Genomic DNA, 24,741 nt, shown 5'->3' on the forward strand with positions numbered 1-24,741 from the left:
GCTGGCAGCGGCTCTTTCGCCCCCTGTAGGCTGACTAAAACACATTTTATGCTGTTTCTTGTTAAGGAGAAAACATGAGCAACGTAGATTTTTCCACCGCCGCGACCGTAGAAACGCTGGCACACGAAGTAACTTGTTTAAAAGCAACCATCACGCTGTTATTAAAAGCCATCGGCCAGGCTGATGCAGGCAAAGTCATCATCAATATGGAAAAATATATCGCTCAACTGGAAGACCCTGAGCAGGCTGAAGCCTTTAGCACCACCGTCAAACAAATCAAACACGCATATCGGCAGTAATCTGTTTCCCGTCAGCCACAAGTCTCTTGATGTCGCTGGCGGTGCCTTTCTTTGGAGGTGAAGCTCTTCGTATGAGGACTCATGTTCGATATGACGCTTCATGCCCGCAGAAAGCGCTTCTTTGTATACCGTTCCTATGTCCATTCTGTGTTTTCGCTCGCTGATACTTTGCAATTAGTGCTAAATGTTACTGTTACTTTATGGTTACTAAAAATAACAGTAATTAAAAAACAGATAAACTTTTATTAAAATAAGGAGAAATAAAGGTTATTCACTCCTGACACTTAATTAGCAAAGGCATCTTATTGTTTGATAATTATTTTATCCGGATGGCATTTATTTAATGTGCGCATTAAGAAACTCAATACAGAAAGCAGAATAACGACATCGAAGAGGTGTTACAGGACAAGCAACGATAGGATAGATTAAGAAATGATGTAACTCATTGAAATGTTGGTGGGTCGTCGGGGGTTCGAACCCCGGACCAATTGATTAAGAGTCAACTGCTCTACCGACTGAGCTAACGACCCAACGGCATGGATTATTCTCTTCTTGGCGGCAACTGTCAAATAGTTCACATTGATTTTTTCTTACTTTTCCACACGCCAAAATTACATTGTGAGCCATACGTAATTTTGCTAACCTGTGCGCCGCGCAATTTAGTCCTTTCATATTACAATATGCCATTTATTCGGGGCAAAAAACACACAGAATCATTTCGTGCAATTATTCGCCATATTTATACCAGCCACTCCCTATAATCAGTGCGACAGATAGGCTATCTTATCCATACCCATTTTTGTTATGAGAGAGCCGTTCAAGATCTCAAAACAACATCACATATAAAAAGGAAATTGTATTAAATGGTAGATCAATCAAAAGAGGTGACGGACCTTGCCGATTCTGGAGGCGAAGGGCTACGGCGAAACCTGACCAATCGCCATATTCAGCTCATCGCTATTGGGGGCGCCATTGGTACCGGGTTGTTCATGGGGTCGGGAAAGACCATCAGCCTGGCGGGGCCGTCGATCATCTTCGTTTATATGATCATCGGTTTCATGCTGTATTTCGTTATGCGAGCAATGGGCGAGTTACTGCTCTCCAACCTAAACTATAAGTCCTTCAGTGATTTTGCCGCCGACCTGCTCGGCCCCTGGGCAGGATTTTTTACCGGTTGGACATACTGGTTTTGTTGGGTCGTTACCGGTATTGCCGACGTAGTGGCGATCAGCGCTTACGCGCAGTTCTGGTTTCCCGACCTATCACAATGGATATCATCATTACTCTGCGTTCTATTATTGCTCACGCTTAATCTGGCGTCAGTAAAGCTGTTCGGCGAAATGGAATTCTGGTTTGCGATGATCAAAATTGTGGCCATTGTCGCCTTGATTGTTATCGGCGTGGCGCTCGTCATGATGGCCTTCCCTTCGCCATCAGGTTCTGTCGCATCGTTTAATAACTTATGGAACGATGGCGGTATGTTCCCTAAAGGCATTGGAGGATTTTTTGCCGGATTCCAAATAGCCGTATTCGCTTTCGTCGGCATTGAACTGGTTGGCACAACAGCTGCAGAAACGAAGAATCCAAGAGTCGTGCTTCCCCGGGCTATCAACGCGATACCGATCCGCATCATCATGTTCTACGTTTTTGCGTTGGCCATGATCATGTCAGTTACGCCGTGGCGCGATATTGCAGCCGACCGCAGTCCCTTTGTTGAAATGTTTGTACTGGTCGGGCTGCCCGCCGCGGCCAGCGTGATTAATTTTGTAGTGCTGACTTCCGCGGCATCGTCAGCCAACAGCGGCGTTTTCTCCACCAGCCGGATGTTGTTTGGGTTAGCCAAACAGGGAGATGCGCCGAAACATTTCAGTATGTTGTCTAAACGCGCAGTTCCTTCCACAGGATTACTGTTTTCCTGTATCTGCCTGTTGTTTGGTGTCGTGTTGATTTATCTCATCCCGAATGTGATGACGGTATTTACTCTGGTAACGACGGTTTCGGCCATTTTGTTCATGTTCATCTGGAGCATTATTCTCTGCTCTTACCTGGTGTACCGTAGAAAAAGGCCTCAATCGCATGCCGGCTCGCAATATAAAATGCCTTGGGGTATTGCTATGTGCTGGGTTTGTCTGGCGTTTTTTGCCTTTGTGATCGTTCTGTTAACTCTACAGCCCGATACCCTGCAAGCACTGACGGTAACGCCATTGTGGTTTATTATCCTGGCGATAGCCTATCGGGTTATTCGGAAGAAAAAACAGCTGGCTTGAGATAAATAAGAATAGTTTGGACTCACTAAAGACGCTGGTTAAAAATCAGCGTCTTTATTTCTTTGACATTTGAAGATAAAGACAAAAACATTAATTTCATAAACCGAATTACAGCAAGCTTTATAAACGAACATTAAACGAAATCATTAATTAGCCTAGTTTTCATAACAATATGGAAAATTAATCACGTATAGAGATGCTCGTGATGCGATTAATATTTCTAGTTAATAATTCGGCTGCTAAACAAAAATCCTCGCCCTTGCTCTGCGTAGCCTCTGCTAATACGCCTTGTACCTTCTTGGTTAACTCATTAATTTTCTCGTCATCTAGCATTGAAACAATGGCAACCACCAACATTTCTAACGATTCGATTTTGGCATGAAGTTCTTTTTCCCCGACCTCTTTTTCTGCCAGTCTTATCAAGAGTTGATAGAGAAGACTATTCATATGAACCCCTTACTCAAAAATATTAACTGTTGTATATCCCGACAGGCACCAACAGTACGTTAGTGTATGGGATTTAAAAACATTGTGAGGATTAATGTAACACCTAAACCAACCTTACTACCAGTATATATCACAACTTTGATATCAACACATTCAACGGGGAGGCGATAAAATGAAATCGCAGATAAAGTAGGTAAGCGAAGTCATATTTAAAAAAGCATTTTATTTTATATATGCAGAAGATTTCAGGAAGCGGGAAGCGAGCAACTGACGAGACGAATGTTGTGGAGAAAGCAAGCGTTTTCAGGAGAATCAACCGTTTGCCACATTGAGAGACAGCGGATATAGCCAGCCATCACGAAATGGCTGGCTACTAAAATCTATACGTTTACCGACTGCCTGACCCCATTCACTGCACTTTTGGCCTGTTCGCATTGGTATAAAATGGTTTGCGCATGCGAATAAAGGATTTTCCCTGCTTCTGTGGGAGTAACTCCACGTCTGCTACGTACCAGCAACTGTTTTTCAAGCTCACTTTCCAGCGTAGCGACCTGCTGACTCAGCGCCGGTTGCGCAATGTGCAACAACTCAGCAGCCTGGGTCAGGCTACCGATATCAACGATTTTCACAAAATATTTGAGCCGTCTAAGATTCATTTCTGCCTCCTGAGTAGTTACCCCAAAGAAGGTTGCAATAACCGCGCCATATTGTGAACGTAAGACGTTGGAAACCTGATACCTGCTTGATAAGTTACGGGTAAAATAAGGAAAAGAAATGGTTCACCGGCTAAGGCAGACCAGTTGAAAGGGAATGATATCGATTTTTCTTTGTCTGGATGTGCACCACGCTAATGCAACTACTGCTATTTCAAGGTGCAAGCGCCGATGTAAAAGCACCGGAGCCGCGTCAAATCATCATGCAACTTGCGCAGTGATTTCAATATGTTGATTATTACTTCAGCAATCAATTGCTATAAAGCATAACAGCCTTTGACAAGGTGAAATGCTCCCGCTATTATCCCCCGCAGTTAACCGATTCCTCTGTAGTTCAGTCGGTAGAACGGCGGACTGTTAATCCGTATGTCACTGGTTCGAGTCCAGTCAGAGGAGCCATTTACTAGTTCTGTTGATGTCTACTGACGTTTACAAATCATTAAAAGAAGAGTGAAAACCTTCCTTCTACATTCCAACAATATCCACTGAAATCTACCTATATCATCCGGTATTTTTAAGTCCATCGGAAAATCGGGAAGATTGTGTTCGCATTGTTGCTGCTATCCTTTGTGACCGGAACCCAAAATCCAGCTCTGACCTTTAATCAGGAGCTATGATCGTGGCACTTTCCGATACCGCTGTCCGCCGGGCCAAAGCAATCGGCAACGCCTATACCCTTTCCGATATGCTCACGACACGATCGCAGTCGCATTGGCCCGACACGGCTTGTTCTGAAGTAGTCCTTGTGTTACGGCCCGCTTTGGGGCCGTCTTTATAACTATTCTTTGCACCTTAGACCGCTTTCTTAAACGCCAGGCAACCAAAATTTACTCGATCATGTCCAGTAAATGATTTCATTATCGTTTTTCAAATCTCCGAGAAAGCTATTCAATACGATTCTGTCACTGGTGCTGGGGGTCACACTATGGACATACGCTCCATTGAGCATTGCAACATCCCCTGTCTCTACAGGAATATCAATATAATCAAAATTGCTCAGATAGTCCTGTGGATAAGGATAACCGACACCTTCCACCCCAAACTTCTCCGCTAGCTCAGAACTATGCTTCAAATCAAAGACGCGGAGCATTCCACTTCCACTTTGGCAACGCGCGTAGAAGTTGACGGCTACCAGAGTGGTGATGTGTTGAGTTTCCCAGCCTTCATTCCTTGAGCAGAAAACCTGCGATACGTCGTCATGAGGCCGCAGAAGAAACTGTGACCCCGGTTTCTCCTGCCATGAAATAGCCCTGGTAGGTAATGCTTCATGTTCACACCAGGTAGCCGGACGGAACATATTGCCTCGATAATTCTGGGCTATAGAATATAGTTCCTGCACCGGGTTTTGATCAATGTCCTCGAACAGAGACGCGACTGCCTTCCTTTGCTCGCCGCATACTTTGTAGTAATTTTCCGGAGACTTAAAATAATGCGATTCACCGATCATTATTCCCGGGACATTATCCTTACGAGGCAGCGCATCGCCTGTAGAATAAAAATTACTGGATATCTTTTCGCATACTGAAATATCAGAAAAACCTCGCAACCATACCGCATCAACTTTACCTTCCATTATATCGAACACAGCCTTACCAACATCTTCGCTGTTATTCCCTTGAACTTCTCTAACTCTGACCATTTGTTTCTACTCCTGTAGGCTTCTTTAATAACCTGAACACATCCCATTTCAAATTTATTCCTGCCGCCCCCAAAAGAATCAGACCTATTCCAGCCCATTGATCCAATGAAAGAGTGACGCCCAAAAATACAGAATCAATAAAAATAGCTAATGCCGGATATATGAATGAAATAGAAGCAGCACGGTAAGCTTCAATTTTTTGAAGTGCACCATAGAGCAGGATGTACATCACTCCGGTGTGCAAAACACCCAAAAGCACGGTGGCGAATGTTTGGCGGTCCCATGTCGGAGAGATAAGCATGCTCAGATCCGCAAAAGGCCACAGCGCCACAGCACCTAACGTCATCTGGAATAGCGCGATCAGTGTCGGTGGGTACCCTTTCAGGATACGTGCGTACAAAGCCGCCACTGCATAAAGTGCAGCCGCAATCAATGCCTGAGCAACGCCAATCAAATAATGGCTTGTCTCATTTGGAATACCATCATGACCAACCATCTGTGAAATAAATAGCAATCCGGCAAGCGAAACGGATGTCCAAATAATAATATTCGCTGTAATCTTTTCTTTGAAAAGAATGCTACCCAGTACGATCATCATTATCGGCTGGGTATTATATATCGTGGTCGCTACACCGATTGATGTTTTTTCATAGGACGCAAACAAAAAATACCAGTTTCCGAGAAGTGCAGCGCCGCCAATGAGCGATCCCATAATAAGGCGGGAAGTAATCAACTTATGATTCAGATATTTTCTAGCAAAGCATATTCCAAGAAGAACAATCATACCAAAAAGACAACGATAAAAAATCAAACTGACTTCAGTCTGTCCGGATGTCATTACCGTAATGCCGATCGTTCCACAGATCGTCATTGCTGCAAGCATCTCAACTATGCCTTTATTTTTCATAAGCCCACCATTAATTAATGACAGGTAAATTTTATTTTATAGTCCTTTCACATTGAATACATTTAATGATATGTTTAGGCCTTAAAGCCTTTTTTAATGACTTTTTTTTGATTATCGGCTAATTTAATTAAATATGGATAAAATAGACTGCAAGCTGCTCGAAACCCTTCACGGGGACGGTCGTATGACCGTAAAGTCACTTAGTGAGCACATCAACTTGTCACAACCCAGTTGCGCAGAGAGACTTAGGCGGCTTCAGGACCAAGGTATTATCGAAAAATTCTCGGTTCAGCTTTCGCCTAGTGCACTAGGATTCCCTATCACCGCCATCGTGCGGGTACGCCCTCTCCCGGGAGAACTTAATCGCGTGGAAAAACTCATCGCCGCGATCAAAGAAATTACACAGTGCGATAAGGTAACAGGAGATGATGCGTTCTTTTGTCGACTTCATTTACGCCATATTGAAGAGCTGGATATTTGTCTTAGTAAAATTTCCCGCTATGCAACGACCAGCACATCTATTGTAAAATCAAGCCCTGTGGCTAACCGATTGCTGCCGTTGCGTTCTTCAGAGTAGAGCAATGATCCAGCTAAAAGAGGATCTTGCTCAGCGACGGTGGACACAGCCTTAAGCGAGGTTTCTTGTTTCACATTGTCGGACTTAGTCCGCTCCGGCGGGGTCGGTTGTAATCAACCTCGATATACTCGAATACTGCCGATTTTATCGTTTTCCGAGTAGTAAAACGCTCTCCCTGGATCAACTAATTTATAAACGCCCTGGAGTTCTAATGAATTCCAGGGCGTTTTTCATTTTCATAGGTTAATGGCGCGGCTATTCACGACAGCGTCAGAAAGCCAGGCTTCATAGCGGGGATGATGCTCACGCATCAAACCCGCTCATCATGCATTACCATCCCATGATGCGGTGCCAGATACCCTGCCCGCCATTGTCCTGACTGAGCACCTGATACTGCTGATGCATGGCCGCTGTCGCGCAGGCATGATTTGGCAAAATGCGTAACCGTGATCCCACCGGAAAGTCATCCGGCTTCAGCGTGCTCTCAACGGGAAGCGCGATGATGCCGTGCTCCTGGTTGGTCGTTGTGAGACAAACATCCAGCGGTTTACCATCCATATCGCAGACCAGCCCGTAACCATAATCGGTCGGCTGCGTGGCGGTGCCGCGATCGCGAGACATGGCCATCCATCCGGCATCAATGAACACCCAGTTCTTGTCGCGGTTGTGACCGATGACCGACGCTACGACAGAGATAGCAATGTCGTCTATGTTGCAGACACCCACATTCTTCATGACCAGATCAAAACAGGTAAACACGCCTGCACGAACTTCTGCAATGCCCGACAGGTCTTCGGCAAAATGTGCCGTGGGGGTCGCGCCGACGCTCAGCACCGGACAGGCAATGCCTTTAGCCCGAATACGCGCGGCGGCAGCCCGGATAGCATCGCACTCATTGCGCGCGGCCTGACGAATTTGTTCATCCGTCCGGCAGTTATAGGATTCACCCGCATGCGCCAGCAACCCCGTCAATACCGCGCCGTTGCCGTGAACGAGCTGGGCCAATTCCGTCAGCGCTTCGCTTTCCGGCGGAATACCGCCACGGTGTCCATCGCAGTCAACCTCGATGAAAACTGAATATATCACGCCGTTATCACTGGCGAACGCCGACACAGCCCGCGCCTGCTCCGGGCTGTCCAGCAGAATATGAATATTGACGCCCTGCTTCATCAGACGCGTCACACGCTCCAGCTTATGCGGTGCAATGCCAACGGCATAAAGCAGATTGGTGTACCCGGCCGCGGCAAAGGCTTCGGCTTCCGCGAGCGTAGACACCGTGGCGGGCGAGTCCGGATTTTTCAACAGATAGCGGGAAGCCTCAAGGGAGCGAAGCGTTTTCAGGTGCGGGCGCACCTGGCTGCCCAGCTTCTCGATCCGCTCATATAACCGATCGATATTTCGCTGATACTTATATTCATCAATCAGTAGAAAGGGAGTATTAATATTCTGTAGCAACAGTAAATCAGACATGATGTGTTTTCCCGGTAAGTCGACGTCGCTATTCGCGCATTATTTCACGGTCGCCAGTGCAACGGCTTCGACCTCGACTGCCGCACCGTAATGAAGTTCAGAAACGCCGGCGACAACACGTGAGGGGCGAGCATCACCGATCCAGTCGGCATAAAGTGTATTAAATGCGGGCCACAGGCTAATATCCGTAACGTAAACCCGCACCGAAACCAGCTCTTTGCGGCTAACGCCCGCACCGACCAGACAAGCGTCAAGGTTACTGAGTACCTGTCGAACTTGTTCTTCGAAAGGCGCGGCAACCTGTTTTTCTCCGGTCGTTTTAATGGGCAGTTGACCTGAAATCCAGACGAACCCGCCCGCCGTACAGCTGTGTGAATAGTGCCCGCCGGGAGGCGGGGCGTTGTCAGCGTTATTAATCACAATCTGTGTGTTCATGATGCTTTTTCCTTTCGTGAGTATAGCCGCCGCACGGTATAGTCTCGCGGCCAATGTCGACGCGACCCGCCGGCGCAGAGCCGGCAGCGTGATCCCACAGCGTCCATGAATCAAAGAGCGCGGTGAGAAGATCGAAAAGTTTCGCTTGGGGATAGTCTGGATTGACAGTGGCGAAAGATTGCTGCATTGCGCTGGCCTTTTTCGCAATCGACGCGTATCAATAGGTCCGATTATAAAGTTCGAACAGGCACTGTCAATTAAGTCACTCTAACTCTTATAGTTAGTAAAACTGAATCTAAAATCAGGCAATGCTTTCAAATCGGCTTCACCCATCGCTTACGCGCCAAAGCACTATCAGGTTCGCCACGGAGGAGTGGGTTTGAATCTGCTCTGCAAATACGTCATAAAGTGTCGGGTTCGCGCCGGTAAACCGGCACGGTTGTGAGTCAGAGCGATCACATTGGCGTCTGGCGCCTTCCAGGTCGGTAGCAGCCTGACAAGTCTTCCGCTTTGAATATCGTCGGCGACGTCCCATTCGGAGCGCAGGATGACACCACGTCCTTCGCAGCCCCAACGGCGAATGACGTCGCCATCATTGCAACTGAGGCTTGACGACACTCTTACGCTGCGGCTGGTTTTCCCTTTGCTGAAATTCCACAAGGAAACGTCTTCGTTGTTCTCCGAGAGCACGATGCAAGGCATATGCATTAGTTCATCCGGAGTGGTTGGGTTGCCATAACGCTGAATAAACGACGGCGAGGCGCAGACGAATCTGGCATTTGGCGCAATGGCAAATCCAACCAGATTGGAGGCGAGCAATTCGCCGATATGTACGACGATATCGAAGCGATCGACCGTTTCAGTGAGCGGACGGTCTGAAAGCGTTAACGCCAGGGTAACCTCCGGGTGCTGCTGCTGAAAGTCGGCAATAACCGGAGCCAGGTAACGACGCCCGAATCCCAGGGGCGCGTTAATCTTCAAGGTGCCGACCAATCCTTCCCTGCGTTCGTGCAAATCTTCAAATAGCGCATCGAACTGTTGCAGCAGATCCCCGCCGCGTTGGCATAGCAGTTGCCCCTCCTCCGTAAAGAGAAGTTTGCGCGCGGTGCGATCCACCAGCCGCATCGACAATTTTTTTTCCAATAATTGCAAACGTTGGGTTACCGCAGAAGGGGATAAACCCAGTTTCCGCGAAGCGGCAGTGAGGCTTCCACTGTCCCTGATTGTGAGCAGGAACCGAATATCGCTGGATTCTGTCATTGCAGTTTTTCTAACTTTAAAAGTTAGCCATATTAAATCGTTTAACCTCATGGTCAAGCGATCTCAGCCCGCACGCGTCGGCATGTCGGGACAGATAAGCCCCCTTGAAATCGGACTTAACCCGACGTTGATCGGCATCGGATAAGATCGGCGCCGCAACGCCCTTCCGGCATACTGAAAACCACCAGAAGCCATTCTCGTTTATTGATAAAACGCAGGTTTAATTATTTTAATATTCGGGATTTGCCGGCCTCTGCCCGTTGCTTAACGTTGATAAGGCAGAGACCGTGGGAAAAAGAACCATCGTTCGAAATTAATGGGACGGCGCGTTATCAAGCACACCCTGGATCGCCGTCGCCAATTCGTTAATTTCGAATTTTGCCACATAAGCATCAGCCCCTACATTGCGAACATGATCTTCATTGGCGCTGCCGGACAGCGAAGAATGGATAATAACCGGAATATGCTTCAGGAAATCATTACGTTTAATATTTCTTGTCAGCGTAAAGCCATCCATTTCCGGCATTTCCAAATCGGTCAACACAAACGCGATCTTGTCCGAAATCGGCTTACCTTCCGCCTGCGCTTCTTGCGCCATCATCTGTATTTTATTCCAGGCCTCCAGCCCGGTAATATGCATAACGGAAGGAATAGCCATCATATTCAGGCCTTGTTCAAGCAGCGAACGGGCAACTTTGGAATCCTCCGCCACAATAGCCACCGCGCCCGGTTTGATATCAAACGTTTTCGATTCCACGTTCTCGATCTGAATATCGCGATCGACGGGAATGATGTCATGCAGGATCTGCTCAACATCCAGCACCAACGCCAGGCGATTACTCTCTTTATCGCTGTCAAGGCGCGCGATACTGGTGATATAGCTGCTGCTGACGCCAGACTCGGCGGCAAGCACCTGACTCCAGTCAAGACGCACAATGTCGTCAACGGATTCAACGGCAAATGCCTGGGTGCTACGCGCGTATTCTGTCACAAGAAGAATATTGAGCCCGGTAACCGGCGTACAGCCCGCTACGGCGGGAAGATCGATGACGGGAATAATCTGTCCGCGAATATTCACCATGCCAAGCATCGGTGATTTCATCCCCGCCGCCTTGGTCAAGGATGGCATCGGAACGATTTCGCGCAGCTTAAATACATTAATCCCAAATAACTCTGACTGTTCGCTGTGTAATGCAGTCCCTAATCGGAACAATAAAAGTTCAAACTTGTTAGCTGAAGTGAGGTTTGCTCTCTCATCAATCTCTTTTTGAAAATTATCCATACTTTCCTCAATGCAAAGGCATTATCAATGCTCGGTCACAACCCGGCATTAGCGATGCGGACTACATCCGACGTCCTCACTTTACGCGATCAATAGCCCTGTTCCAATCTCCCTTGGATGTTATTCCACCCGTTGCGTTATTCGTTGTTGATCCCCACGGAATATGGTTTTCCGCGGCGAGTAAAAACGGCCACTCTATGAGCGGCCATTTTCCCTGCCGGCAAGGCGTTAAAAGCCGTAACGGATCGCATCCTTGCTCTGCTGCATCAACGCATCAATTTTTTGTGAATAGCGCTCCGCCCCGCCGCTGTCGCCGGCCTGAGCACATTCACGCCGTCTGATATTGTAGGCTTTCATCAGTTGCGCCTGAGCAAAACCGGGTTTGCCATAACACGCAATACTTTTTTCCCAACAGGCGATGGCATGCTCGATATCATTTTGCTCCAGGGATTTTTTCCCCAGGTCATTCAGCGCCTTGGCGCGCGCCTCATCGCTCAGCCCCTGTTGCATAATATCGTCTATCGTGGCGCTCATACGGCCTCCGTCAGGCACTATTGGAAGAAGTTAAGAATGTAGCCGAACACCAGTCCGACGCTGATAACGTCTGAATCGCTGAATGTGACATTCTCCAAACCAAACGACCCCAGCAGCGGTAACAGCAACGCGGGCAACAACGTTATGAACAACCCGTGGAAAACCCCGCCGATGATGGCTCCGCGTCGCCCGCCGACCGCATTGGCGAAGATACCCGCCGTGCCGCCGGCAAAGAAGTTGGTCAGCATTCCCGGCAGTATCATCGCCAGCCCGACGGTGGGGAATAGGAACATGCCGATCACCGCGCCCACGGTGGTGGAGATAAAGCCGATAATCACCGCATTGGGCGCATAGGGGAACAGCACCGGGCAATCCAGCGCCGGCACCGCATTGGGTACGATACGCAGCGCAATACCGCGGAACGCGGGAACGATTTCCGCCAGCAGCAGGCGAACCCCGGCCAGCAGCACGTAGACCCCGACCACAAACTGGATCGACTGTATAAAGGCATATACCAGATAATTGACGCCATTCGAGGAGGCCGCCACCACCTCCGGGCCGGCGGCAATCGCCGGGATAAGGTAGATGGGGATCATCACCACCATCATGGACAGATAGGTGTCCTGTAAAAAGGATAACGCCGGCGGTAATTCCAGATCTTCGGTGCTTTTACTGGCATCGCCGGTCACTTTCGCCACGCCGGCCTGCACGATATAACCAATGGTGCAAAAGTGCCCCAGCGCGATATCATCGCTGCCGGTAATTTTACGCACGATCGGTTGCGCCATGGCGGGCATTAATACCGCCATCATCCCCGCAATCACCCCGCCAAGCAGAATGAGCTCCACGCCGCGCAATCCCCCCATATAGCCGATAACCGAACACACCGTCGCCATCCATAGCGAAGCCTGCCCGGTTAAAAAGATATATTTGTGGCGGGTAAACCGGGCAATGGCGATATTCACCACAAACGCGATAACCATAATTAATGCGGTTTCCCTTCCCAACGTTTGCTGGGCGATCCCGGCAATAGCGCCAACGTCGGTAACCACGCCGCGCATATTAAACCCTTGCTGGAAAATATCGCCAAGAAATGTCAGCGTCGCCACGATAATATTGGCGCCGGCGAGCAAAACTAAAAAACCCAGTAATGTTTTTAATGTTCCGGTGATAACCTGACCCGGACTTTTCTTTAGTGCAATCAGCCCGATCATGGCAATTAATGATACCAATATCGAGGCTTGACCTAGCACGTCATGGACAATGAAATTAAGGAAAGACATAACAATCCCCCTGTTCTATTTCGTCGTAATCGGATAACTCAGAAAAAATTAAATAAGATAGCCTTTTTCTTTCAAGATCGGTTCCAGCTTGGTTTTTATCTCATTTTTATCAACCAGCCGTTTTAAATAAATCACGGTGGCATTAATGGTATAATGCTGAAACTGCGATCTGAAATTTTCACCCGTCATAATAATATCCGCCCGGGAAGAGGTCGCGCTGGATATATCACAATGTGAAAGCTCGGCTTCAACACCCAGATCTTTCAGGGCTGACTCAATACTCATCTCACAGGCAAAGCTACTGCCCAGCCCGGCCCCGCATACCGCAAGAATCGATAGTTTTTTCATCAGTATTTCCTTAGTTGATCATATTCAGGTTTCGCGCCGCGATAACCCAATGCGGATCTCATTCTCATTTGCCACCGGCGGCAATGCCCACCGGCGGCCATGACCTGCTCGTTATTCAAAATAGACTAATAATATCAAGCACCTCGATTTTGCTACCGGCATTTTTTAACCTGCTGACGATTTCATCCTCGCAAAATAGTTTTGAAAGACTGGCGATCATTTCAATATGGGAATGGCTATCGATGGCTGCCAGTGCAAAAACAACGTAGACCGGATCATTATCAGGGCTACCGAACTTTACCCCTTCAGAAATAATCATTAATGAAAGTGCGGTTTTAATCACGCCATCTTCCGGCCGTGAATGAGGCATCGCAATTCCCTCCCCTAATACATAGTAGGGACCAATCTCTTCATGCATGGCATAAATAGCGTCAAGGTAGCGAGGTTCAACCGAGCCATTATCGATCATTGGCCGGATGGATAATGCAACCGCCTGACGCCAATCATCAACCTGCGTGAACAATTGAAGATTATTTTCATTAATCCAGTCAGTTAACATATTTCTCCTTATTCAGAATGAGCGTGTTAATTTAATATACTTTCCGAATAATTTAAAAAACGTGATCAAGTTTAATTATTTGGATCTAATTTAATATATCTATAACAATGAATAATTAATTTAACACAAAAGGTCTTTCTGATTAGATGAATTAATCAGTCAGTTTTATTTTCTCCATTAACTATAATTTAGGATAATTCCGTATATCTTTTTAAATTAACCTTAATTGATTATTTATTCAGATAATACCTCCTGCATCCAGGCGGTGATTTTTTCAATATCAACCGGCAACGTTTGGTCGACAATAAAAAGCGGGCCTAATTTCATCGGCTCGGCCACCCGCGCCAGTTCAATCAGTTCAGGAATATAGTCGGCACCGGGATGGCCGGGCAAACGCTGCCCCAGACGGGATTCATAACGCTGCGCCGCCAGCTCGCCGGAGATCTGGCACCACACTTCCGCAAGCTGCGTCACCCCCGACTCCGCCAGATAAGCCTTAAGGCTGGCTTTAGGCTGGAAGCCAAACCACGCATCGATAATAAAAGTATTTCCCACCGGCGCGCTGGCGACGATAGACCAAATCGCCTGATAACTCGCCATGCCCAGCAGACGGTTGAATTTACGATCCACGCCGTCAAGATGCTGTAAAAACGGATTCTTGACGCCATCCAGCGATAGAACGGGCCAGCCGGTCGCGGTCGCCAGCGCGATGGCGATGCTGCTTTTACCGGATGCGGGAACGCCGTTAACCATCACAACGCGTTTTCCGGGCACCCCGACAGGCGCTGCGGATTGCTTAGGCATGATTTACCCGATCCTCTCTTTTATGTTCAGTGTGTTGAGCGCCATGAAAATGTTGACCGATCACCGCTTGAATCTCTTTCAGCCGCGGGATGGCAAGTTTTTCCAGCTTTTCGCGGGTTACCGCGCGGTCGAGCGAAATACAGTCTTTCCACAACGCGCGCCCGGCGATCACTCCCGACGCACCATTTTGCATGGCATCGGCCACCTGCGTTAAGAACGTGCTATGGTCGACCCCCGCTGAGAGTACCGCCCACGGCACCTCTCCGGCAAGTTCGGTAATCGCGGCACAGGCCTGCGCCGAGCCGGGATAAGGGATTTTCAACACTTTCGCCCCGCATTCCAGCGCCATTTTGGTCCCTTCGTAGATCAGCGACGGAAGTTTGCTTTTGTATTGCGCCTCCGTTTCCCCTGCCAGCGGATAGGTCAGAAATTCCACGACCAGCAATAAATCTTCACCGGCAAAGTCTTCGATGCATTGGCGTAGAATAGCCATATTATGGATATTCGCCTGCGGACAATCGGCGCGTAAATACACCATGATTTTACCGCCATTGCCGCCTAACTCACGTACGCGGCGGGCGTTGATGCCGGGCACCAGCCGCGAAAGGCGATAGCCTTCGTCGGTGGCGTCCCACCCGGAGGCATCCAGGCCGATCAATAGCGCGGTATCACGCGCGATAATGCCGTCGTCCACCAGGTCGGGAACCGCACAGACCGGATCGACCAAAACACAAGAAGCCTGACTCGCCAGATAGCGGGTAATATCCGCTTTAATCTGTCCCAGTTGATGTTCGGAAATATTGGCCTGTTGATCGGGGTTCGAAGAGAGCAAACTACGCATTGCCCCGCGTTGATCGCAGGCAATAACCAGCATCGCGCCGTTACTGCCGCAAATTTGCTGATAACCGCGTAGTTCAGAGGTGGACATATGTGACATTGCGTTCTCCTTGGTAGGGTTTTTCGTCGATGAAACATCGTGTTGATAGCTGGCGTAACAACCTTCAACATGCTGTCCTGTCAGGGTTTTACGCCTCGACTACGGATTGCAATTTCAGTGGTGTTGCGCAATAATTCTCCAACTGACGAAATGAGTGTAATACATTGCAGAAAGGAATTTCAAGCTGAAAGAAAATATTTTACCCGACGTCGCGGCAACGCGGGCGATGATGCACATGGTGGCAAAACTGCACTACCAGTCAGATATGTCTCAGGTTGATATAGCTAAAAAACTGGGCGTCTCTACCGCAACCATTTCGCGACTGTTAAACAAGGCACGCGCAGCGGGTATTGTGCGTATTGAAGTCATTGAGTTGACCTCCGCCGAGGAAATCACCGCCGATCTGATCCAGCATCTGGGGTTGAAAACCGCGGCGGTGGTTGAACCCCCGCCGACCAACGTGCTTGGCGCGCTGGTCACGCCGCTGGCCGGGTTATTACAGCAGGCGGATTTGCCTGCCGGCGCCATTATCGGCATCGGCTGGGGACGCGCGGTCAGAGAGGTGACGCTGTCAGGTTTGCCGCGTCTGCCGGGCGTACTGACCGTGGCGCTTAACGGCGGAATGCAGCAGGCCGCGGCCCATTTTCAGATCAATGAGTTTGTGCGCCAGGCTGCGGAACAGATGGGCGGCACGCCGCATTTTCTGCATGCGCCGTATATTTCCTCCACCGAGCTGCGTGACGCCTTTCTTTGCGATCCCAGCGTTCAGCAGATAGCGTCACTGTGGGACAGGCTTGATGTGGCAATCGTCGGCGTTGGATTGACCCATGCCCCCAACCCGTCGGAAACCACCACCGCCACCCCGGACGAGCAGGCGCTTAGTCAGGCGGCCGGCGATGTTATCCGCCATTATTTCACCGAGTCCGGCGAGATCCTGCACTGGGCCGGGGAAGATCGCATGATCGCCGCCACGCCGGCGCAGTTGCGTCAGACCCCGCTGAGTATCGGCGTCGCCGCCACGCCGGAGAAAGCGGCCGGGATTATCGGCGCGGCGCGTTCGGGGATGATTAATGCGTTGGTTACGGATGTGAAAACCGCTCAGGCTATTCTTGACCGCCTGCTGGATTCCTGAATACGCCGCGGCGCGCAGTGGAAAAACAAAGCGCCGCGGCCGGGCGCAGGCGGGTTTTTACTCCTGACAATGGCGGGCAAACCGGCTTCAGATTAGCGGACGTTCGCCAGTTCAGTGGTTCTTTTCACCGCCGCCAATACGCTACGCTGCAACCCCGCGGCAAAATCACTGTTGTTAAGCTCGAACAATCCGTGCATTCCCACCCCTGCCGGCGAATTATTGATGTCCAGCAACTGGCGCGGATGTTTCTTGCTGATCTTCAGCATTTCAGCGGCGCCGACCAGGTTTTCCAACACCACCTGGGTCGCCTGCGCGCGCGGCAATCCCGCCAGCACGCCGGCGTCCGTCAATGATTCGATAAAATAGTAAATATAGTTTGGCCCGGCGACGCCAAAGCCGGTAAAGACGTCGAGCAACCGTTCTTCGAGATACAGAAACTTGCCGAAGCCCGATAGAAAATCCTCAATATTTTCAGCGCGGGCATGGGCGTTCAGCGTGACGCCGCTATAGCCGTAGCCGGTGTCGGTCAGCGTGTTGGGTATCACCCGGGCGATCGCCCGGCTCGCATCCAGCAACGACGCCAACTGGGCCAGGGTCACGCCCGCCACAATCGACACGATGGTGCTGTGCGCCGCCGCATGCTGGTTAATACGCTGCGCGACGGCGGACAGATCGTCCTGCGGACGCACGCCAATCACCACCAGATCCGCCTGCGCCAGCGCGTCCGCGGCGTCTTGCGCAGTCGACAGCCGATAGGTCTGGCTAACCGTTTCGATACGGGCCGGATCAATATCTTCAATACTGATGCGATCGGCGGATAATGTTTTGCGCGCCAGCGATGCGCGAATAATGGCCTCCGCCATCTGTCCGGCGCCAATAAAATGAACCTTTGCCATATTAACCTCCCGGTCATATCCCATGCGGGATAACCGTTATTATCGTGATGAATCCTGCGACAGTCGGATCGATTTTTGAGTGCTCGCCTGCACCGCCTGAATGATCGCCGCACGGAATCCTTTTTCTTCCAATACGCTGACGCCGTCAATGGTGGTGCCGCCCGGTGAACAGACATTGTCTTTAAGGACTGCGGGGTGCTGACCGCTTTCCAGCACTAACCTGGCGGAACCCAGCACCGTTTGGGCGGCAAACTGATAAGCCTGATGGCGCGACAACCCGCCGGCCACCGCCGCATCCGCCATCGCTTCAATCAAAATAAAGATAAAGGCCGGCGCGGAGCCGCTTACCCCCGTCACCGCATGAATCAGGTGTTCCGCCACACGCTCGCAACGCCCGACGCTGCCGATAATCTGGCTAACCAACGTATACTCTTGCGGCGTAACCTGTTCATTGGGCGTAAGTGAACAGATAGCGGCGCGCACCAGCGCTGGCGTGTTGGGCATAACCCGCACCACTTTTTTATCGCGCCCGACAATAGAGGTAATCGTCTCAATGGTAATCCCAGCGGCAATTGAGATTAAAATATGATGAGGCTGTAACCAGGGCGCGATATCTTGCAAGGATGTACGGATAACATCCGGCTTAACCGCCAGAAAAATAATATCCGTTTGTTGCGCCAGCGCCGCGGCGCTATCCGCGGCGACAATGCCGTTCTGCCGGGCAAGCGTATCGGTAATTTCACTCACAATGTCATAACCGAAAATTTGCCGCGGGGAGACGCTTTCACTGGAAATCAAGCCCAGCAAAATTGCCTTGCCCATATTCCCGCAGCCGATAAAACCTATTTTTTTATCCATCACATCATCCGATTATATTAACCTTAAATAAACTGATATTCCCCATCACCGACGAACAGGCTGAGCTGTTTTAATTCAGGGTTGTCAGTCTGCAACCGAATCGCCGCCAGACGATTCAACTCGCCGGTCTGGAAAATAAATTGCCGATCGCCAATACGCAGCCGCGCCGGATCCTGTTCGCTGTACGGCAAATTAAACAATCGCTGCCAATGGGCGGCGACCTGTTGCGGCTGTTTGACCTTGAACAGCGCGGATTGGATCGTGATATTGCCCGCCGGATGAGGCCGATCGAGACCCCGCTGGCGGAGTAAACGCAAACGCGCGTCATCGGCGTCGCCCCACTGGATAATGAATGGATAGGCAACGCCCTGATAATCGCCCGCGATGGTGAACATGCGCCACTCGATAAGATTGCCTTGGGCGTCATGACGCTTGCCATCAACGATCGGGGAAAGCGCCAGATCGTGCTGCTGAAGCGCGGCGTAGCTGGCATCAATGTCATCGCTGCGCAGGGCAAGGCGATACAATATCTGATGTTGCGGTAAAAGGGTCTGCGCGTCATGCGCCAACAAAAACGTATCCCGGGCGGCAGCCAGCTCGGCCGCATCGCGGATAGCCAAAAATTCGATATAGGTCAGACCAAAATAGCTCAGCGCATTATGGGTTCCCCATCCCGGATGGGAGCCGCCGGGAAAAGCCGCCAGTTGATGGTGGTTAAATGCCGCCACGGCATCGTCCGGATTATTCACGTAGTGAACCACATGATCCCATAATAAATTTGCCATACTCGCCTCTCATAATAGATGGATAATAATATTAGAAGAGTAATCAGGTTATTTGGTTAATGATTTTTTTATATTACCTTTTCCGGAAAATGAATATATAAAATTTTCACTTTGTATATATCAATAATGCAAGGCGATAGAATAAAACGTCATTTCCCTAATAATAATTTCTGCCTTTATTCTGCCGTTCAATTGCACTATTTTCTTCTTTAACAGGGATTGCTATGAATATTTCACGCAGACGTTTATTGATCTCTTCGGCTGCCATCACGGCCGCCTTGCCCTTTAGCGCCTTCCTGTCGGCCACGCCAAGCGGCGCGCTTGCGGTTGCGCCGGGAAGTCCGGTTAAGGGCGGGACGCTTGGCGTCCATCTGGCGTCGGAACAGCGTATTCTCAACCCGGCGTTGCGCGCGTCTACCGGCGTTTACATCGTAACCAGCAAAATCATTGAGTCGCTGGTGGATTTGGATGCGCAAGGCAATATCATTCCGCAGTTGGCTACCGAGTGGCACACCACGCCTGATGGCAAAACCATCACTTTTAAGCTGCGCGAGCAGGTGAAATGGCATGACGGCAAACCTTTTACCGCCAAAGACGTGCAGTACAACGCGCTGGAATTATGGAAGAAGCAGCTTAATTACAGCACCGCGCTGCAACAATATCTGGAGACGGTGGATACGCCGGACGATCACACCGTGGTGTTCCACTATTCCCGTCCGATGCCGATTGAACTGCTGCTGCGCGCGCTGGCCGACCTCGGCTATGTGGTTCCCCGCCATATCTATGAAAACACCAACGTACTGGAAAATCCGGCGAATACCGCGCCGATTGGCACCGGGCCGTTCAAATTCGTGCAATATGAACGCGGTCAATACATTATCGCCACCCGCAACCCGGATTACTGGCGGCAGGATCAGCCGTACATTGAACGGATTGTCTGGCGCATCATCACCGATAAATCCGCCGCGACCGCCGCGTTGGAAACCGGGCAACTCCAGCTTAGCGCTTACTCTCAGCTTTCGCTGGCGGATTTGGATCGTCTGAATAAACACCCGGACTTTGAGGTCACGCCGAAAGGTTCGGAAGCCAACGTGTTTAATAACACGCTGGAATTCAATTTCCGCCGCAAAGAGATCGCCGATGTGCGCGTCAGGCGCGCGCTGGCCCACGCCATTGATATTCCGTTCTTTATCGAGAATTTCCTGTACGGTCAGGGAAAACCGGCCACCGGCATTATTCCGTCCACTTCGACGAAATTTTACCCGCCCGACAGCAAACCGCCCTACCCGTTCGATCGCCAAAAAGCGGAAGCCCTGCTGGATGAAGCCGGCTACCCGCGGGCCGCCAACGGCGAACGCTTTAGGCTGAAGCTGGTGCAGTTGCCGAACGGCGAGGATGTTCCGCTGTTCGCCACGTTTATTCAGCAATCGCTGGCCGAGGTGGGGATTAAGGTGGATATCGCCAACTATGACTACGCCGGCGCGTTGTCGGCCGTTTACAAAGAACACAGCTTTGATATCGCCACCGGCTGGCACCAGTACCGCGGCGATCCGGCGGTGTCCACCACCGTCTGGCTGCGTTCCGGCAGTCCGGCGGGATCGCCGTGGACCAATCAGTTCGGCTGGCAGTCCGATGTGATTGACGCCTTGATTGACGACGCCGCCTCCGAAATCGACCCGCAAAAACGGCGCGAACTTTATGCCAGGCTGGTTGAAGAGGCCAATGAACAGTTTCCGATCTGGTTCGCCATCGAGCGTCAGTTCTATACCGTGGTGAACAAAAAGCTGAAAAACGGCCTGAACACCGCCCGCTGGCCCTCCAGCAGTTGGCACGATGCCTGGTTAGAGGCCTGAGCGGTATGAGGCTATTACTACTCAGCGGCCGCCGTCTGGCGGCGGCCATTCCGGCATTGCTGATCATCCTGACCGGTTTGTTTCTGCTGTTGCAGCTGGCGCCGGGCGATACCGTTGATGCGCTGGTGGCGCAGGTGGGCGGCGCCGATCCCTCGATGATCGAAGAACTCCGCCGCTATTACGCGCTCGATCAGTCCACGACGGTGCGGCTGGGTGATTATCTATGGCGCCTGGTTCACCTCGATCTCGGTCAATCGGCGATTTACGGCAAACCGGTGGCGGAAGTGATTCTGGAACGTTTACCGGCGACGTTGCTGTTGATGGGGTCGTCGCTGGCGCTGGCCGTGCCGGTGGGGATGGCGCTGGGCATTATTTCCGCGCGCCGGGTGAATCGCTGGCCGGATACCTTGATTTCCTTGTTGGGGCTGATTTTCTATTCCACCCCGTCGTTTTGGTTTGGATTAATGGGGATCTTCCTGTTCTCCATCTATCTTGACTGGCTCCCTTCCGGCGGTTTTGAAACCATTGCCAGCGGGTTGTCGGGCTGGCCCCGCATCTGGGATATCGCCCGGCATCTGGTGCTGCCCACGCTGACGCTGGCGCTGATTTTTCTGGCCATTTATTTACGCATCATGCGCGCCTCGATGCTGGAAGTCGCCACGCTGGATTTTGTGCGTACCGCCCGCGCCAAGGGCCTGAGCGAAAACCGGATTGTGACCAGGCATATTCTGCGCAACGCGCTGCTCCCGCTGATCACTCTGGTTGGGTTACAGGCGGGCACCATGCTGGGCGGCTCGGTGGTGGTGGAAAGTGTATTCGCCCTGCCCGGTCTGGGCCGACTGGCCTATGAGTCGGTGATGCAACGCGATCTCAACACCCTGCTGGGAGTGGTTTTTGTGTCCGCCCTATTGGTGATCGCGATTAATTTTTTGGTAGACCTGCTGTATGCCAGGCTCGATCCGCGTATTTCAGGTGAACGGTCATGAGCCGGTTTTTCAAACGTTACGCCCGCAGCGCCGCAGCGCTATGCGGCCTGATTTTGCTGCTGTTGGTGATCGCCATGGCGCTCACCGCCGATATTTTTTTCCCGGACAACCCGCTGCGGCTGGCGGGAAGACCGCTGCAATGGCCGTTGAATAACCCGAACTTTCTGCTTGGCACCGACCATACCGGGCGCGATATCGCCGCCCAGATTTTCCACGGCGCACGAATTTCGCTGACCATCGGGCTGGTGGCGACGGTTATCGCCATCCTTATCGGCATTGTGGTGGGTGCCCTGTCGGGCTTCTACGGCGGGGTGGTTGACGATGTGCTGATGCGCTTAACCGAAGCGTTTCAGATCCTGCCCAATTTTCTGCTATTGCTGGTGCTGGTCGCCGTTTTTGGCTCGACCTTGTCCACGGTGATCCTGGCGATTGGCATTGTCTCCTGGCCGCCCGCCGCCCGTCTGACCCGCGCCGAATTCATGTCGTTGCGCAACCGTGAATTTGTCCAGGCCGCCCGTTCGCTGGGGATGCGCGATATGCCGATCGTATTTCGTGAAATTCTGCCCAATGCGTTGCCGCCGATTGTGGTGTACGCCAGCGTGATTATGGCGGTGGCCATCCTGCTGGAAAGCGCGCTGGCGTTTCTCAACCTGTCCGATCCCAACGTGCCTTCCTGGGGCAACCTGATCGGCGGCGGGCGTAGCGTGCTGCGTCAGGAATGGTACGTATCGGCCATTCCCGGCATTGCCATTTTACTAACCGTGCTGTCTGTTTCGCTGGTCGGACAGGGACTCAATGATGCGCTAAATCCAAGGCTGAAAAACCGATGAGCGTTTTATTATCGATTAACGATCTCAGTGTCGCACTGCCGGCCGATGCCGATCGCCCGTGGGCTTTACGCCACGTGTCACTCGAGCTGCACAGCAATGAAATCCTGTGCGTGGTGGGCGAAAGCGGCTCGGGTAAATCCATGACCGCCAGCGCGATTATGGGATTATTGCCCGATCAGGTTCGTCCGACGGCAGGCAGTATCACGTTTGAAGGACAGGATCTGCTGCGTCTGACGGAAAACGAACTGCGCCAACTGCGCGGCGCGCGTATCGGAATGATTTTTCAGGATCCGATGACCGCTCTGAATCCGCTGCACAGGGTGGGCGATCAGATCGCCGAAATGTTTCTTACGCATCAGCATGGGCTATCGCGGCGCGAGGTGAACGACAAAGTGCGGCAGTTGCTGGCCGATGTGCATATCCCGGATCCGCCGAGCGCCGAGCGCGCCTATCCTCACCAGCTCTCCGGGGGACAGCGCCAGCGGGTGATGATTGCCCTGGCGCTGGCGCTTGAACCGCGGGTGTTGATCGCCGACGAACCGACCACCGCGCTGGATGTCACCACCCAGGCGCAGATCCTCCAGCTTATTCGCGAACTGCAACAGCGCAAGGGCACGTCGGTATTGTTTATCACCCATGACTTCGGCGTGGTGGCCGACATCGCCGATCGGGTTGCGGTGATGCAGCACGGCCAACTGGTGGAACAGGGGCCGGCCAGCCGCGTGCTCTATGCGCCGCAGCATGAATATACGCGCGCATTGATTGCCGCCGTTCCCGCGCTGCATCCGGCGACGCCGCGTCATGCCGCCGATAATCCGCCGATCCTGACGGTAAAAAACATCGCCAAAACCTTCCGGCAGTCGGGATGGCTCAAGCGTCATCAGCGCCAGGTCAACGCCGTACAGGATGTCAGCTTTGCGTTGCCGCAGGGCAGCACCCTGGGGATTGTGGGGGAAAGCGGCTCGGGAAAATCAACGCTGGCGCGCTGTATTGTGCGCCTGTACCGGCCTGACGCCGGCGAAATCCTGTTTGCCGATGGCGATCTTGCGCCGATGAGCGGTCAGGCGCTGCGAGAACAGCGCCGCCATATTCAGATGGTGTTTCAGGATCCCTTCGCCTCTCTCAATCCCCGGCAGAAAGTGGGCGAAATTGTGGCGAAAGGCTTGCTGATACAGGGCGTATCGCGCGATAAGGCACGGGAAAAGGTTGAGGAATTGTTTACGCTGGTCGGACTCGATCCCGCCGCCATTCAGCGCTATCCGCATGAATTCTCCGGTGGTCAGCGTCAGCGTATCGGCCTGGCGCGCGCGCTGGCCGTCGAACCCAGAATTCTAGTGGCCGACGAACCGGTCTCCGCACTGGACGTGTCCGTGCAGGCGCAGGTATTGGCCTTGCTGGCGGAACTACGTGAACGACTGGGGCTGTCGTTGATTTTCATTACCCATGACTTACGCGTTGCGGCGCAGGTCTGCGACCGCATTATCGTGATGAAGTCAGGCCGTATCGTGGAGCAGGGCTTGACCGGGCAAGTGTTCCTGCAACCCCGGCACGACTATACCCGACAGCTACTCAGCGCCATTCCCGGCCGGGAATGGCAGGCGCCGGCGGCCTGATCGGCAGGCTCGTGAATTGTCATCGAC

25 protein-coding genes, 2 tRNA genes and 1 pseudogene are annotated in these 24,741 nt (G+C 51.5%); 9 read left to right on the top strand and 19 right to left on the bottom strand.

Features of this window, described 5'->3' with window-relative positions; translation table 11 throughout:
* Window positions 1-74 precede the first annotated feature (74 nt).
* Window positions 75-299, top strand: a complete 225-nt coding sequence (locus tag HOY33_RS02930) for a DUF2594 family protein (RefSeq protein ID WP_172288367.1) — start codon at window positions 75-77, stop codon at window positions 297-299.
* 454 nt (window positions 300-753) lie between these two features.
* Here HOY33_RS02930 and HOY33_RS02935 read toward each other — a convergent pair.
* Window positions 754-829: transfer RNA gene (locus HOY33_RS02935), tRNA-Lys, on the bottom strand.
* A 333-nt stretch (window positions 830-1,162) separates the two neighbouring features.
* On the opposite strand from HOY33_RS02935, the gene cycA reads away from it, so the two are divergent.
* Window positions 1,163-2,566 (top strand): D-serine/D-alanine/glycine transporter, encoded by a 1,404-nt coding sequence (cycA, locus tag HOY33_RS02940; RefSeq protein ID WP_172288369.1) that lies wholly within the window; start codon window positions 1,163-1,165, stop codon window positions 2,564-2,566.
* Window positions 2,567-2,746: 180 nt separating this feature from the next.
* On the opposite strand, the gene HOY33_RS02945 is transcribed toward cycA, so the two are convergent.
* Together HOY33_RS02945 and HOY33_RS02950 are read right to left on the bottom strand one after the other, a co-directional pair.
* Window positions 2,747-3,013, bottom strand: a complete 267-nt coding sequence (locus HOY33_RS02945; protein WP_172288371.1) for a sigma-S stabilization anti-adapter protein IraP — start codon at window positions 3,011-3,013, stop codon at window positions 2,747-2,749.
* Window positions 3,014-3,402: 389 nt separating this feature from the next.
* Window positions 3,403-3,669 (bottom strand): annotated as a pseudogene (locus tag HOY33_RS02950) (LysR family transcriptional regulator); the annotation flags it as partial.
* Between the two features lie 380 nt (window positions 3,670-4,049).
* On the opposite strand from HOY33_RS02950, the gene HOY33_RS02955 reads away from it, so the two are divergent.
* Window positions 4,050-4,125, top strand: a tRNA-Asn gene (locus HOY33_RS02955).
* Window positions 4,126-4,561: 436 nt separating this feature from the next.
* On the opposite strand, the gene HOY33_RS02960 is transcribed toward HOY33_RS02955, so the two are convergent.
* Both HOY33_RS02960 and HOY33_RS02965 read right to left on the bottom strand, forming a co-directional pair.
* On the bottom strand, window positions 4,562-5,365 hold the full coding sequence (locus HOY33_RS02960) for a hypothetical protein (protein ID WP_172288373.1): 804 nt from the start codon (window positions 5,363-5,365) through the stop codon (window positions 4,562-4,564).
* Entirely contained in the window at window positions 5,352-6,272 is a 921-nt protein-coding gene (locus HOY33_RS02965; RefSeq protein ID WP_172288375.1) for a DMT family transporter, read from the bottom strand. The genes HOY33_RS02960 and HOY33_RS02965 overlap by 14 nt, the downstream gene beginning before the upstream one ends.
* A 133-nt stretch (window positions 6,273-6,405) precedes the next feature.
* Here HOY33_RS02965 and HOY33_RS02970 point away from each other — a divergent pair, with 133 nt between their 5' ends.
* A complete protein-coding gene (locus HOY33_RS02970) occupies window positions 6,406-6,849 on the top strand; it encodes an Lrp/AsnC family transcriptional regulator (protein WP_172288377.1) in 444 nt (147 codons plus the stop codon).
* Window positions 6,850-6,919: 70 nt separating this feature from the next.
* On the opposite strand, the gene HOY33_RS02975 is transcribed toward HOY33_RS02970, so the two are convergent.
* From HOY33_RS02975 to HOY33_RS03025, 11 genes are all read right to left on the bottom strand, one after another.
* Window positions 6,920-7,033: an IS3 family transposase gene (locus HOY33_RS02975; RefSeq protein WP_172288379.1), complete on the bottom strand. Its 114-nt coding sequence runs from the start codon at window positions 7,031-7,033 to the stop codon at window positions 6,920-6,922.
* A 146-nt stretch (window positions 7,034-7,179) separates the two neighbouring features.
* Entirely contained in the window at window positions 7,180-8,319 is a 1,140-nt protein-coding gene (locus HOY33_RS02980) for a DSD1 family PLP-dependent enzyme (protein WP_172288381.1), read from the bottom strand.
* A gap of 39 nt (window positions 8,320-8,358) precedes the next feature.
* Window positions 8,359-8,754, bottom strand: coding sequence for a RidA family protein (locus tag HOY33_RS02985; RefSeq protein WP_172288383.1), 396 nt, complete (start codon window positions 8,752-8,754; stop codon window positions 8,359-8,361).
* A 354-nt stretch (window positions 8,755-9,108) separates the two neighbouring features.
* The gene (locus tag HOY33_RS02990) at window positions 9,109-10,014 is read right to left on the bottom strand and encodes a LysR substrate-binding domain-containing protein (RefSeq protein WP_172288385.1); all 906 of its coding nucleotides are present in this window, start codon (window positions 10,012-10,014) and stop codon (window positions 9,109-9,111) included.
* A gap of 313 nt (window positions 10,015-10,327) precedes the next feature.
* On the bottom strand, window positions 10,328-11,296 hold the full coding sequence (locus HOY33_RS02995) for a chemotaxis protein (protein WP_172288387.1): 969 nt from the start codon (window positions 11,294-11,296) through the stop codon (window positions 10,328-10,330).
* Window positions 11,297-11,524: 228 nt separating this feature from the next.
* Entirely contained in the window at window positions 11,525-11,830 is a 306-nt protein-coding gene (locus tag HOY33_RS03000) for a hypothetical protein (RefSeq protein WP_172288389.1), read from the bottom strand.
* 17 nt (window positions 11,831-11,847) lie between these two features.
* The gene (locus tag HOY33_RS03005) at window positions 11,848-13,113 is read right to left on the bottom strand and encodes a PTS sugar transporter subunit IIC (RefSeq protein ID WP_172288391.1); all 1,266 of its coding nucleotides are present in this window, start codon (window positions 13,111-13,113) and stop codon (window positions 11,848-11,850) included.
* Between the two features lie 48 nt (window positions 13,114-13,161).
* Entirely contained in the window at window positions 13,162-13,461 is a 300-nt protein-coding gene (locus tag HOY33_RS03010) for a PTS sugar transporter subunit IIB (RefSeq protein WP_172288393.1), read from the bottom strand.
* A gap of 115 nt (window positions 13,462-13,576) precedes the next feature.
* A complete protein-coding gene (locus tag HOY33_RS03015; protein ID WP_172288395.1) occupies window positions 13,577-14,020 on the bottom strand; it encodes a PTS sugar transporter subunit IIA in 444 nt (147 codons plus the stop codon).
* 234 nt (window positions 14,021-14,254) lie between these two features.
* A complete protein-coding gene (locus HOY33_RS03020; RefSeq protein WP_172288397.1) occupies window positions 14,255-14,824 on the bottom strand; it encodes an AAA family ATPase in 570 nt (189 codons plus the stop codon).
* On the bottom strand, window positions 14,817-15,761 hold the full coding sequence (locus HOY33_RS03025) for a tagatose-bisphosphate aldolase (RefSeq protein WP_172288399.1): 945 nt from the start codon (window positions 15,759-15,761) through the stop codon (window positions 14,817-14,819). The genes HOY33_RS03020 and HOY33_RS03025 overlap by 8 nt, the downstream gene beginning before the upstream one ends.
* A gap of 235 nt (window positions 15,762-15,996) precedes the next feature.
* Here HOY33_RS03025 and HOY33_RS03030 point away from each other — a divergent pair, with 235 nt between their 5' ends.
* Window positions 15,997-16,893, top strand: coding sequence for a sugar-binding transcriptional regulator (locus HOY33_RS03030; RefSeq protein WP_199376125.1), 897 nt, complete (start codon window positions 15,997-15,999; stop codon window positions 16,891-16,893).
* 92 nt (window positions 16,894-16,985) lie between these two features.
* Here HOY33_RS03030 and proC (HOY33_RS03035) read toward each other — a convergent pair whose 3' ends face one another.
* From proC (HOY33_RS03035) to HOY33_RS03045, 3 genes are read right to left on the bottom strand one after another with little or no spacing between them, the layout of a single operon-like run.
* A complete protein-coding gene (proC, locus tag HOY33_RS03035; RefSeq protein ID WP_172288403.1) occupies window positions 16,986-17,789 on the bottom strand; it encodes a pyrroline-5-carboxylate reductase in 804 nt (267 codons plus the stop codon).
* A 39-nt stretch (window positions 17,790-17,828) separates the two neighbouring features.
* Window positions 17,829-18,647, bottom strand: coding sequence for a pyrroline-5-carboxylate reductase (proC, locus tag HOY33_RS03040; protein WP_216660363.1), 819 nt, complete (start codon window positions 18,645-18,647; stop codon window positions 17,829-17,831).
* Between the two features lie 23 nt (window positions 18,648-18,670).
* On the bottom strand, window positions 18,671-19,432 hold the full coding sequence (locus HOY33_RS03045; RefSeq protein WP_172288407.1) for a VOC family protein: 762 nt from the start codon (window positions 19,430-19,432) through the stop codon (window positions 18,671-18,673).
* 224 nt (window positions 19,433-19,656) lie between these two features.
* On the opposite strand from HOY33_RS03045, the gene HOY33_RS03050 reads away from it, so the two are divergent.
* Genes HOY33_RS03050 through HOY33_RS03065 form a run of 4 tightly spaced genes read left to right on the top strand, consistent with a single transcriptional unit; the run spans window position 19,657 to window position 24,714 of the window.
* Window positions 19,657-21,285, top strand: a complete 1,629-nt coding sequence (locus HOY33_RS03050) for an ABC transporter substrate-binding protein (protein WP_172288409.1) — start codon at window positions 19,657-19,659, stop codon at window positions 21,283-21,285.
* Between the two features lie 5 nt (window positions 21,286-21,290).
* A complete protein-coding gene (locus HOY33_RS03055) occupies window positions 21,291-22,271 on the top strand; it encodes an ABC transporter permease (RefSeq protein WP_172288411.1) in 981 nt (326 codons plus the stop codon).
* Window positions 22,268-23,101 carry an ABC transporter permease gene (locus tag HOY33_RS03060; protein ID WP_172288413.1) on the top strand — a complete coding sequence of 278 codons (834 nt, stop codon included), beginning with the start codon at window positions 22,268-22,270 and terminating at the stop codon, window positions 23,099-23,101. Before HOY33_RS03055 ends, HOY33_RS03060 begins: the two co-directional genes overlap by 4 nt.
* The gene (locus HOY33_RS03065) at window positions 23,098-24,714 is read left to right on the top strand and encodes an ABC transporter ATP-binding protein (protein WP_172288415.1); all 1,617 of its coding nucleotides are present in this window, start codon (window positions 23,098-23,100) and stop codon (window positions 24,712-24,714) included. Before HOY33_RS03060 ends, HOY33_RS03065 begins: the two co-directional genes overlap by 4 nt.
* Window positions 24,715-24,741: the final 27 nt, after the last annotated feature.

The organism is Brenneria sp. hezel4-2-4, assembly GCF_013155275.1.
GTDB lineage: Bacteria > Pseudomonadota > Gammaproteobacteria > Enterobacterales > Enterobacteriaceae > Brenneria.